This is a genomic window from Photobacterium carnosum, assembly GCF_002849605.1.
Taxonomy (GTDB): Bacteria; Pseudomonadota; Gammaproteobacteria; order Enterobacterales; family Vibrionaceae; genus Photobacterium; species Photobacterium carnosum.
In genome coordinates this window covers 1-14,105 of record NZ_NPIB01000003.1, presented here as the reverse complement: position 1 = coordinate 14,105, position 14,105 = coordinate 1, and the positions used below count along the sequence as shown (strand labels likewise).

Sequence of the window (14,105 nt, the reverse complement as noted above, 5' to 3'; positions counted from 1 at the left end):
ATTAATTGTTGAAATAGCCTGAGGTTATTTCAACAATTTATTTAAAACCCTAGCTTTTTATTTTCCATCCCTGTTCAGTTTTAATCATTGTTAACTTTAGTTCTTGAGGCTGTATATCTCCAGCCTTAAAATTACCATATTGCATAGAAAGAGCCATTGTTCCAAAGGAAGACATTAGAGAATTACCTTTACTCTCTTGTTTAATTTCATTTAATCCCTTTAGAAAATGAATATCATAAGTAATATCAGCAATATATATCTTATTACTTTCTTCAAAACCATTTACTTTTTTAATGTTTTGAAACTCAAGAATATTTGAGAACTTAGATTCTTGTAACCCTTGTTCAATTTCATTTTTAATTACAGAGGTACTTGGAGCATCACTGCACCCATAAAGAAAAATTAATGATATAATAATAAATACCTTTTTCACATAAAACTCCATCTTTATATTTATCATGCTTATTACCAAGCACCTTATCCATTTCCTCTTATAAAATAAATGCCTACGAATTAATGATAGCTATAATCGTGTACTTCATCACAATAATTATTATTTTTATGCATCAATAAGAAAATCATAAAATTATGATAAAAAGCATAGAACAAAGATGATTGGACACCCATATGTTGTAATTCGCCCGCTATAAGTAACCTTGATGTTACTGTAGTCACTCACAATTGTAATGCAACGTTATAACGACCATCTCATCTAGATTTGCATGCATATATTTATATTTCTTTGATTGATTTATATCAACAAAAGCCTATTTTATGGTATTACCTCACAGATACAGATAGAATGCCCCCTCAAAAATTACAAGAAAAGCATTGAGTGGGTTATTTCGCATGAGTAGAAAAATAGAATTATTGGCACCGGGTGGTGACGTAGAAGCAATTAAAGCGGCGATTGTTGCTGGTGCAAATGCTGTCTACTGTGGTTTAGATATGTTCAATGCCCGTAACCGCGCCTCCAATCTTTCATATGATGAGCTAAATGGCGTATTACGACTGGCACATGAGCACAACTGTGAAGTCTTCTTAACGCTCAATGTCGTGATATTAGAACACGAGGTTGTTAGCTTGGTACGCTTGCTAAATAAACTGGTTAACAGTGGCATTGATGGCATCATCGTACAAGATTTGGGTATCTTCAACATTGTTAAAAAACATTTCCCATCATTACATATCCATGCTTCTACTCAGTTAACAACCCACAACGAAGGTCAGATTTTATTCTTACACAAAATCGGCGCTACACGAGTTAACTTATCGCGTGAGCTCAACCTTGGTGAGATTAAAGCATTAACAACCGTCGCTCATGATCATGATGTATTAACCGAAGTCTTTGTCCATGGCGCGCTATGTATCGCCTTCTCTGGTCAATGTTACTCAAGCTCAGTCAGTGTCGGTAACTCAGGTAACCGTGGTCGTTGTAGTCAAGCTTGCCGTGACGAATACGAAGTGACCGCTGAAGGTCATCGCTTCCCACTTAACTTAAAAGATAATTCAGCCTACTTTGATTTACCTGAACTGGTCGATGCAGGGGTTGATTCGTTAAAAGTCGAAGGCCGTATTAAAGGCGCTCATTATGTTTACACCGTGGTTGATACATGGCGTAAGCAGATCAATAACTTCATAGAATCGGGTAAGTTATTAGCTGACGACAGCAACTTACATAAAGTCTTTAACCGTAGTTTCACCAACTCATTTTTACAGGGCGATCTCAACAAGAAAATGTTTACCGATAACCCGCGTGATAACAGTGTCAATTATGCAGTTGAAAAAAACAATGCCATTTCTGTTGTTCAAATCCATGATATAAAACAAGATCTTTATAATGAAAAAAATGCATTAGGTGCTGAATTAGCCGATAAGATTAAAGATTTAAACATTGATAAAGTCACTCTAACATTTGCTTTCACTGCCAAAGAAAACACGCCGTTAACGCTTAATATTATGGCGGGTAACACATCATTTGAAGTAAAAACTGATTCGTTATTACGCGTTGCCGATGAGATTGCAATTACGCCAGAAACCATTGATAAACGCTTCCGTAGTTTTAGTAATGCGACGTTTGATCTTGCGCCAATAAACTTTGACAACTTTGACGCCAACTTAACGGTGCCGTTTAAAGAAATTACGGATCTAAAAAACCAAGCAGCATTCTTATTAAATGGCTCTCGTAACGTAATTAACCATGTTGATGTACCTGCATTGCCTAAGCACGAGAAAGTATCATCAACACCTAAACTATCGTTACTGATTGCCAATGAAAAAGATTTACACCTTGCTGATGTAACAGATGCTGATATCTACTTCAAACTCCCTGAAAGCTTGAAAAAGAACTGTCTTAAACACATTACGTTATTACAAGAAAACCCACGTTTGATTCCTTGGTTCCCGGCAGTATTAATTGGTAAAGATTATTTAGAATCAGTCAAAATCCTTGAGCAAGTGAAACCTAAGCGTATCGTAACTAACAATACTGGTATTGCTTATAAAGCTTATGAAATGGGTATCGAGTGGGTCGCAGGACCGTTCTTAAATACCACCAACTCACACGCCCTTCTTACGTTAAAAGAAGAATTAAACTGTGCGGGTGCCTTTATTTCTAACGAGATTAATCGTGGTCAAATCAGAAACATAACCTGTCCAGAAAACTTTAAGCTCTGTTACAGTATTTATCATCCCATTCTGATGATGACCAGTCGCCAATGTTTCTTCCAACAAACCGTTGGCTGTAAGAAACCAGCCATTGACGCTGGCTGTATGCTGAAATGTGAAAAAGCAACAACCATTACTAATGTGAAAGGTATTTCGTTTGCGGTTGATAAACAAAAAGGTGGCTACCCAAGCATTTATAACCATGAGCAATTCTTAAACTTTAATGCAGTGAATGATTTCTCGCATTTATTTGACGAGTTCTTTGTTGATTTAACCAATATCGGTGCAGGTTCTAAGCAAGAACAAGACAAAGTAGAACTAATCAAACACTTTGAAGCACTACTTGCTGGTAATGATGATGCTAAAGCTGAACTGGATAATTTAGTACCTATATCAACTAATGCCCAATATGTTCAAGGTTTATAAGCGTTAGCGGTATAATTTAGTCTCAAAACAACAAAATAAAATAATATTAGACAGCCTGCTATTTTAGGGGCTGTTTATGTGCTTTATGCTGGAATATGTATCGACGGTACAGCACAATCAGCTTTAAGATATACAACCGTTTTGTTCCACATTGACGTCAATTTCACTCAATTATTCTCAATATGCACTTCTGCTCGTTTACGCTGCTTATTCGATATAATATCAATCTGAGTACTCACATATTTCAATTACTATAATTAATTCATAGCTACCCTATGTTTATCATATTTCCTGACTACCACTATTTAACAACCATAATTAAATAGTGGTAATCAAGTATTTTAAAACTAATAATACAAACGAATTAATTGAACTTATAGTTGTAACTAATTAGTATTATCAACTTGAAATGCATTATGGCTAAACAAAGATGACACAATGTCAGCAGAAGATGCTCCATCAGCTAGGCCTAAGTCTTGTTGTGGATTGATATTTTCTAACACAATATGTTGCGACTTACCTTCAAAGCTACTCACATCAAGATTGACATTGCCTTTACCATCTACATCAGCACTTACATGGCTTAATAAATCATCCATATTTAAATTAGCATTTTCATCATCAGTCAGTAAATCATGGATATTGATTTGATCTTTATCTAATTCAAAATCGGTAATGGTATCAGTATTTGATATGGTAGAAAGCGACGTTTCATGCCATGTAAATACATCATCACCACTACCGCCAGTTAAAATATCATTACCTTGGCCAGCAACAAGAATATCATTACCATCAAAACCAAATAATGATTCGCCTTGGTTATCAGCAATTAATGTATTGTCCTGTTGATTACCAAAGTTATCACCCAATTCAAGATTACCGCTATTAAGTAACGAATCCAGTTTATCTTCGTTAGTCATACTGGTAGTATTGTCACCAAAGAGATCATTGTGACTAACACCATTCAAAATGATATTTTGCACCACTTGATGTTGGTCATCAAAAATCTGAATTTCGGTATTACCTTGTTGCTCAATAATATTTAGACGATTGTTAAGGTCATCTAAAGATTGAATATTTTGGCTCTCAAGTGCATCACCCAAACTAATGGTATCAATACCCACTTCAAAATCCATGATAGTATCAGTTGCTGGCGCATTAGCAGTACCAAAATCACTGTCAGACCATAGGAAGGTATCTTTAACACCATCACCATTGCCATCGAGATCACCACCCCATAAGATATCATCGCCTCGACCGCCAACTAAAATATCAGATGCTAACCCACCGACCAAAATATCATTTCCATCACCGCCCAATAACGTTGCTTGTGCTGTACTATCAATCACTAAATTAGCTTGGTCAGAAGCACTATTCTGACCAATCACATTATTAGTAGCACTAAGGTCATCAACAACCACATTGATGTTTACTGGTGGTGATATAGCTTGGGAACCATCAGATTCTGTTGATACTGCTTCCATGCGTATAGTATGGCTACCTTGATCAAGATCTTTAATATAAACGTCACTTAAATCCTGAGCTGTAATCTGCCACTCGCCATTGCCTAAATCAGTACCAATAACATTACCCGCTTTATCAACAATCGATGCTGAGCCTAAATCACTAATTTTTATAGTAAGTGTCTCAGAAGCATCAGCCGATGCCGCAACAATTAAGCCAATCAACGGTAACATTGTTCCTAATGAACTTTGAATCGCAGCAGTTTGAAGATGATCGGTACTTAAACTCAATGATGGCGCATCTGCTTTTGGCGTTACTGTAATATTAACTTTATTGGTAGTAGATAAACTACCACCGGTTCCAGTGTTGCCACCATCCGTTGTCGTAATAGTCAGTTCATCACTGCCACTAAAGTTTTCAGTTGCGGTATAACTTACACCACTATCAAGCACAGTATTAATATCTGCCATTGAGCCTTTCAGTACCACATTACCGCTACCATCATCAGTAACTTCAACGCCACTGTTGATAGGTAAAGTAATTGATAATGAGCCGTGGTTAACGGATAAAGTAACTGACATTCCTTCGTTATTAGCAAGCTCATTAAAATCGACATCTGTTACTGTAAGCCCATCAACAACCGTAGCCGTATCTTCACTCGCAGTAATGGTTGTTGGTACTTCGTTTACTGGTGCATCATTTTCAGCAACAACAGTAATATCAACCGTACTTACATCTGTTAATGTACCGCCACTACCAACATTACCATTATCCAATGTGGTCATTGTTAGCTGATCATTACCGTTGAAATTCGTATCACCCGTATATTTAATCCCGCCATCTAACAAGGTATTAATCTTGTCAATATCGCCACTGATTACGAGCTTACCATCACCATTATCGGTAACCGTTAACCCTTGTGTATCAGCTGCAATAATCGATAGCTGTCCATGTTCAACATTAAGCTCAACCGTCATTTGACCAGAAGTACCACTTTCTTTGGCATCAACATCGGCAATGCTCAATCCGGCAATAACATGGCTACCATCTTCATTAACATCAAATGGTGCGGGTACGGTATTAATTGGCGCATCGTTAACAGGAGTAACCGTAATATCAATGCTATCGGTGTCAGTTAATGCACCACCTGCGCCTGAATTACCGTTATCGTCGGTAGTCATAGTAAGACTATCTGTTCCATTAAAATCTTTATCGCCAGTGTAATTAATACCTTGATCTAATAGTTGATTAATTAAATTTAAATCACCACGAATAACTAATTTACCATCGTTATTATCGGTAATCGTTAAGCCAGAGATATCGGCACCCGCAGCAATAGCAAGTTGCCCATGTTCAACACTTAACGTAACGGTCATGTCCATTACAGCATCATGGTCATTGCTATCTACATCTGTGATTTGTAGATCTTTAATCACTAACGTCGCATCTTCATCTACCGTTAGTGGATCTGATGGTAAATAGTTTACTGGTGCATCATTATCCGGTGTTATATCAACGTGAATCGTCTTGTCAACAGCAACACTCTCCGTACCAACAACCCCATTATCCACAGCTCGAATATCTAGATTTAAGTCGCCATTCCAAATACTACCATCAATAACGGTTTGATTATTGGCGTCACCTGGATGGAAAATCAACGTATCCAAATCTGATCCTGTTACTTTAATAATCCATGAGCCATCAGGTTGTTTTTCTGCACTACCAGCAACGCCATCAGGAAGAGTAAATGAACTTGAATCTGGCACATTAGTAATGGTGATCTGTAATGATTCTGCACCATTCTCATGCACATTTGTTCCTGGATTATTAATGGTTTTTTGATCATCAAAAGCTTGAATACCCAAATCCAGCGTAATAGGACTGTTCTCGTCACCACTTACATTTTGATCAACATCGGTATCCACTTTATCGGCAATCGGATTAACATCAATAGTGATCGTTTCACGATTTTCTGCGGGCTTATCAAGTGAGTCTTCTTTTGAATAAACCACTATATCAAAATCAACGTTACCACTGAAATCATGGGGTGGACGAACTTTAATATCACTTAAATCAAAACTCTCACCTGATGCTGTAATCGTCCATACGCCATTACCATTATTGACTGCCCCTTCAATAATAAAGCCTTCAGGTACATTCTCTAACTTAATAGAAACGATACGTTCAGAACCATCAATATCTTCTAACGATCCACTGATTCCAGTAAGCGGAATAGCAGTATCTTCATCTCCAACAATCGGAGTATCAATACCTTGCCATTTAACTTGATCATTTACGGCAATAACATCAAAACTAACAGTATTATCAAACACTTTACTGTCTGTAACTGTTACTCCTGTCGTTTGGTCATAAATAGCGGTATCAACCACGGTTGTACTAACATTAATATCCACCTTGCCGCTAAAATCTAATGTCGGGCGGAAATGGATATTATCAAGTTGACTTTGTTCAACCGTAATTGATGTTCCTAATACGTTACCATCCGCATCAATAAATACCCCATCGCTAGTGTTAGCTAATGTCAGTGTTACTGATTGCACTGTTTCTTTACCACTGGTTTCAGAGGTATCAAGATCTTTTAAGCTAACAGAAAGATCAAGTTTGATATCACCATCTTCATACGCAATATTATCGTAAACTTGCTCTTGTTTATCATCTGAGGTTGAGATTGGTTGCTTATCTGCATTCAATCCTTCGGTTTCAACAACTGTAACTGTGACCGAACTAGGGCCATCTACTTGAGGGGCTACTTGAACCGCAATAGTGTCGTTTTGCGTTTTATAGTCACCGCTTTCAGTATCAGTGGTGACATATTTAACATCAAATTTAAAGTCTCCAGCATAGTCAACTGGAAGGTTTAATTTAACATCTGAAAGATCAATCGAGCCATTAAGATCAACAAATACTTTTAATACATACTCACCAGTAACATGATTAAATTCAGCGCCAGAAATAGACGCTCCAGCGGGTAAATCATTGGCGTTAATTACCAAGGTAAAATCATCATGTACCTGCTCGCCGCCAGCGGTACTTACCTTAACGATATGATCCATCATCTGCTGACCGAGATCGATAGAATGATCTTCGTCACCCGTTACAATATAGTTATCATCAACAATAATATCAGCCGCTTGCTTATCATTAGTTTCAGTATTAGCGCTAAAATCAAGTGTAATAGTGCCTTTCTCTTCAACTTTATTACTAACGTCACCGTCATCACTCATATCTTGAACAAGCGCATTGATATTCAGTGTTAACTTATCGTTATAGCCTTCTGGTGCAATAATTTTAAGATTATTTAAAGCGGATTGCGGTACTGTCCAACTGCCATCACCATTATTGATACCACCAATAATCACAAAGCCTTCAGGAATAGGGTCTAATACAATTTGAGTGATCACTTCAGAGCTTGAAGTATCATCATTTTCCCATACAATTTTACCATCAGAATTGGCATCATTTGACAGGTCAATAACACCATTACTACTAGATGCAATTGTTGTAACCACCGTACCGTTATCATCAATAATGAGATTACCATCAGGCTCAACGACAGCTTTAATATCTACGTCTAATGTACCTGTAATATTTTTGGTAACGGTTTCTTTATCACCATCAACATCCGTTTGAGACACGGTAACCGTCGATGTTAACTGAATATCTTGATCTGAATTATGAGGTGCCGTTACTGTAAGCTTACCGCCATCAAGTAATATCTGTAGTTGTTGATCTGTAAATTCAACACTACCTGTTCCACCATTTGCCAATAATGTTCCATTAATAAATAATTGATAACCTACTGGTAAACCATTTAAAACTAACCCTGTAATATGTTCTTGACTGTCAGAAAGAGAAGGCTGCCAGTTAACTACTGTCGACTCATCTTCTAAACCATTTGAGACGATCTCATAATCTATCTCATCAATTTCAGGGGTAATATGAATCACTAATTTGCCGTTAAAGCTCGTACTCGCACCATCATTTTCAGTAACGACTGTTCGTACATCAAGATGAAGATCTTCAGTACTATTATGAGGCGGCTTAATCACTATATTCGTTAATGAGGCAAGATTGACCTGATAAATTGGCTGACCATCACTGTCTTCACCTGCATAAACCAATGTTTGAAAATTACCTTTAAAATCATAAAGTTCCGTACCTTCTGGGATTCCTGAAATAACCACACTTAATGTTTCCGAACCATCGGTATGACCATCAGCATTGGTGTGCTCACCAGAGATGACTTTAAAGTCGAATGTCGCTTCACTGTCTTCTTTAATGGTGGTTTGTAACCCGTGTTGACCATTATCCAATGGTGTCCAATCAGGATTATCAATATTATCAGGGACGATTTCAGGGCGATCAACAACCCCAGTTAAAGCAACATCAATCGTTTGAGGACCGATGATTTTTTCACTGGTCTCAGTCGTCACTTGGCCGTTAGCATCTGTCACTTGTGCGACATCACGCACAACACCATTAACGGTAATACTGAAATCAACATTGCTGTCCAATGGTGGTTGCATTGATAAGCCGCTGAGTTCTTGGTATAAAATCTCATATACACCATCAGCATTTGGAGTCAGTAACTGATCATTAACATACAACACTGCCCCTTCAGGCAGGGCTGAAATTTGCAGATATAAAGTCTCAGATCCATCAGTATTATCATCCAATGATATCAACGTAATATGGCTTGATAAATCAATACGCTGATCTTCATCTGCTTCAACACGCGTTACTTTAAGTTCACCATTATCAGCATCAGGATTTACATTAATAATGACTGTTTTCTCTGCAGAATCAGCAAATTGATGTCCATTTACAAAGTTATTATTTTCTTTACTTTGTGCTTGAATGGTTAACTTAATATCACCACTGAAGTTATCAACTGGATTAACTTCAACTGATGCCATCTGACTCACTGTCACTTTATATACACCAGAACCTGGTGAAGTTTCAGTTAATAACTGACCACCAATTTCTAAAGTACACTTATCTTGGTATTCAACCGGAACAGTAATGAAATAAAATAGCGCTTCTGAACCATCAGTATCTTGTAAATCAGCGACAACATTGAGCAAGACATTATTCTGATCTTCTGTAGTGACATAATGATCAACCGAACTTGCATTCCAAACAGGTGTATCTGCAATCCCTTGAACATTAACGGAAAACTCACCATTCATTACTGGATGATTACCGCCATCGGTAGTGTTAATTTGTGCAACCACATCAAATTTTATGCCCGCAGCAGAGGTTGAATAATCTTCATCAGGAACAAAAGTAACCCCTTGTAAAGTAAACGTCACATCCGGTGGATTGGTATTATCAACAATAAATGCGGCCGGTGGTAACGTCACACTGCCATCACTATTAACCGTAAGTGGTTGACCGTTATACATAAACACACCATGTGCTTGTGTTTGCGGTTGAATAGTTACCGTACCAACATGTTCACCGCGGTCGTTATCCCCACCGTCAATGGTCATATTGATTTCAATACCACCACGATTAGGATCAACGTTGTCTGTAGCATCGGTAGAATGACGACCATCCTCTTCTTCACCGATACTATTTTCAACTTGTAATGTGGCGTCTTTATCGGAAATATCTAATGTAATTGTGCCCGTTGCGGTATCACCATCGCCATCTGTGACCTCAAAACCAATCTCTTTAATCAGATCTTCTTGGGTTTGAGAGATGTTATCTTTGGCTATAAAGTAAGTATCACCGTTAGGCTTGATCATCAGATCGCCTAATACTTGCGTACCATCTTTCACTTCATAGATTCGATATTCACCAGATTGCTCTAAGCTAGACAACGCAATATGCTGACCATCAACAATCAATGCTGTCACTTCAGCACCATCAGCGCCCGCTGCTGTAATCACATTTTCTTGCGTTGTCGAACTATCTTCTACCGTCGCTAATGTCACATTGTGAACCGATGGAATATCATCTTTCACGGTGACATCAATATTAACACTACCACTTACGTCGCCATCTTTATCAATGGCGTACACCGGAATTTCAATGGTTAATTGATCTTCACCTTGGGTTGGATGATCTATAGTCCCATGCAATTGGAAAATATAGCGCCCTGTTGGTAACAAATAATAGGTAAACACAACGTTACCATCAGCAATACCTTGATAAGTACCTTCACTTGATTGCGATAACGTTATCTTATTTCCATTCGAGGTTATGTCATTTTGTTGATTAAAAGAGTCAACATCCACTTTAAAGTCAACAACATAGTCACTACCAGAATTAACGATAATATCGCCTAATGCTGATTCACCCTCACCTGATGGTGTTGAGCCTGAAGCTAAATCACTCTCCTCAACGGTTAAAGCAGGAGCCGCAGTGATCACTGGGCCAGTACCATCATTAATGGTGATTTGAGCATTAATATAGTTATCGCTATCACCACCAAGATAATCACCATCGGTATCTTGTATCTGTACTGGTACATCAATGACGATTCTATCGCCATCAACAGTAACCAATCCACCGTCAGTATTACCACTATGATCAAGAGGGGAATACTGAGTAATAGATACCTTAATATCAGCATCATGACCATTCGTTGCTTGGGTTGCCGACACCGTGACTGTAATAACAACATGTCCGCTAGCGGTACCCGTTAACACACCAGTACTATGATCATAATTAAAGCTGATCTTTGCGCCATTTGCGGTTAATTCTGATTGTAATTCATCAATCAATGCCGTGAGTTTAGTACTATCAATGGTCGCAGTGGTTGGATTAAGGCGATCCACCCCAGCTTTAACGTCAATATTAACATCACCTGAAACAGGATAACCTTGTTGACCAGTAGCAGGGGTTAAATCACCTTCAGTAATAATAATTGAACCTGTTTCACCACCTACCGCATTATTACCATCATGAATATTGATCGTAATCTGGCCTGGCTTACTGACATCACCATCATGATCTTGTGCATAAACGTTTAAGTCGATATTCTCATTATCAGCCGCTTTATCATCAACTTGATCAATCGGTTGTTGTTGGGTAACGGTATAATGACCATCAATATCAATACTCACTTCCATCACAACCTGAGACGGATCACTTTGCAGTACAACAATCACACTCGATCCATCAGCGCTCAAATGATAACTCGTAGCATGGCCATTACTAGTTAAACCATTTAATGATGCTTGCTCGCTGCCAAAATAGACTTTTGCTATTTGGTCACTTCCAGTATCAACATTGATTGTGCCAGAACCAGTTGCCTGACCTGATGTACCTTCTTCTAAGGTTGCTGACGTATCGTTCCCAAATGACGGTTTCTGCCCATCTTTGATCGTGATGTTAACATCAACAGGTTTATCTAACGCATCCCCATCAGTATCTTGCATTTGAACAGGAACATTAATCGTGATCTTACCGCCTCTGACATCAACAAATGTACCGTTAGATTTCAAATGATCTAATGGTAGTGATTGTTGAATAGTCATATCGACACTGACATCACCATTTGCTAATGATGATGGTGTCATCGTAATAGTCACTGCCTCGTGTCCGCCTGTTGCGGTTACACCAGTAATGGTAATGACGCCATTCGCTCCAATCTCAACATTAAAACTTAACGTTTCACCATCAGATGTAAGGCCATTTAATTCAGTTAACAATGTCGACTTAACACTATCAGTAATTGTTAACGAATTAGCGACTAAGTCATCATCAGTTGCATCAACAGTAAATTGTCCGGAGCCAACAACAGGGTAACCTTTTCCTGGGCGAGGATTTTCTAAATCCCCTTCTGTAATAGTAATATTGGCTTGAACGCCTTCACCTGTAGGGTTTAGACCATCCTTAATATGGATCTCTAATTGACCCGTATTACTCGTATCACCATCGTCATCAGTCGCAACAACACCAAGCTCAATATTAACACTATCGCCCGCGGCATTATTTTGCTCAATAGGTTGATGTTGTTCAACAATATAATGACCATCATTAGCAATAGTGATGGTTAAGACTGCTTCGCCATCATTCGTACCGCCGTCAATAACAACCTGAATTTCATTACCATTAACAACATAGCGAGTCGCTTGATTATTAGAAACAAGATGCTCAAGAGTCGGCTGAGACAATGTGAAATTAATATTTGCGATGTCATCTGAGCCCACATCGAGTGGAATCTTTCCAGTTGCAGTTACACCAGTTTCTGTTTCCGTAATAGTAGTACCGCTATCGATACCGAATACAGGGTTCGCACCATCTTTAATCGTAATATCAATCGTGGCTGGGTTATCTAATGGATCACCGTCAGTGTCTTTGGCTTGCACTGGGACTTTAATCGCAATGTCATCACCATCGACAGAAACATAAATACCATTACCTGAATCTTTATGATCAAGGGGAAGTTCTTGGATGATTTTGACTTCAACGTTAACGTTTTGGCCATCTTGTGTTGGTGTTAATTCAACCCGCACTGCAACGGTATCAGTCCCTGCAAGAGTACCAACCAAATTACCATTCGCATCAACCGTAAATGTCAACGCGTGACCGCTAGATGTCAGTTCAGCGTTAAGCTCTTTAATTAAGTCCGCTTGTTGGCTTGCATCAATCGCAACGGTATTTGGGTCAAGACGATCTTCACCCGCAACCAGTGTTAACTGTCCGCTTTGTTCCACAGGGTACGTGGTATCGACGCCACCGGTGCTAGTACCGCTGCCATCAACATCACGATCACCTTCTGTCAGCGTGATATCAATATTCTCGCCACCAACCGCATCACTGCCGTCGTTGATAGTGATATTTAATTCACCATTAGCGGTATCACCGTCTTTATCGGTTGCCGTCACAGCCAATTTAATGTCAGCAATATCGGCACTGTTTTGATCAATAGGTCCGGTCACTTCAACAGTATATGAACCATCCGTGGCGATAGTCACCACCATCACTGGTTTATTATCACTATCAACAACCGTTAATACATTGCCGGTGACCGTAAATGTGGTGGCTTCACCGTTACTGCTGATATTGGCAAGACCGTCTTGCGCCGTATTAAAGTGAATAGATTGGATATCATCAGAGCCCACATCGAGTGGGATCTGACCTGCAATGATCTTATCTGCCTCGGTGGTTTCATTAATCGTAATACCGCTGTCGATACCGAACACAGGGTTCGCACCATCTTTAATCGTAATATCAATCGTGGCCGGGTTATCTAATGGATCACCGTCAGTGTCTTTGGCTTGCACTGGGACTTTAATCGCAATGTCATCACCATCGACAGAAACATAAATACCATTACCTGAATCTTTATGATCAAGGGGAAGTTCTTGGATGATTTTGACTTCAACGTTAACGTTTTGGCCATCTTGTGTTGGTGTTAATTCAACCCGCACTGCAACGGTATCAGTCCCTGCAAGAGTACCAACCAAATTACCATTCGCATCAACCGTAAATGTCAACGCGTGACCGCTAGATGTCAGTTCAGCGTTAAGCTCTTTAATTAAGTCCGCTTGTTGGCTTGCATCAATCGCAAC

The 14,105-nt window shown here is 38.8% G+C and carries 3 protein-coding genes; 1 reads left to right on the top strand and 2 read right to left on the bottom strand.

Features of this window, described 5'->3' with window-relative positions:
* Nucleotides 1–49 precede the first annotated feature (49 nt).
* Nucleotides 50–433 carry a hypothetical protein gene (locus CIK00_RS03930; RefSeq protein WP_144043147.1) on the bottom strand — a complete coding sequence of 128 codons (384 nt, stop codon included), beginning with the start codon at nt 431–433 and terminating at the stop codon, nt 50–52.
* A gap of 416 nt (nt 434–849) precedes the next feature.
* On the opposite strand from CIK00_RS03930, the gene CIK00_RS03925 reads away from it, so the two are divergent.
* Nucleotides 850–3,093 carry a peptidase U32 family protein gene (locus CIK00_RS03925; protein WP_101767633.1) on the top strand — a complete coding sequence of 748 codons (2,244 nt, stop codon included), beginning with the start codon at nt 850–852 and terminating at the stop codon, nt 3,091–3,093.
* 386 nt (nt 3,094–3,479) lie between these two features.
* On the opposite strand, the gene CIK00_RS03920 is transcribed toward CIK00_RS03925, so the two are convergent.
* Nucleotides 3,480–14,030 carry a T1SS-143 repeat domain-containing protein gene (locus CIK00_RS03920; RefSeq protein WP_233426527.1) on the bottom strand — a complete coding sequence of 3,517 codons (10,551 nt, stop codon included), beginning with the start codon at nt 14,028–14,030 and terminating at the stop codon, nt 3,480–3,482.
* Nucleotides 14,031–14,105 lie beyond the last annotated feature (75 nt).

Excerpts from the sequence above, each read along its gene's own strand:
- CIK00_RS03925 (WP_101767633.1), top strand. The coding sequence starts at position 850 with ATGAGTAGAAAAATAGAATTATTGGCACCGGGTGGTGACGTAGAAGCA.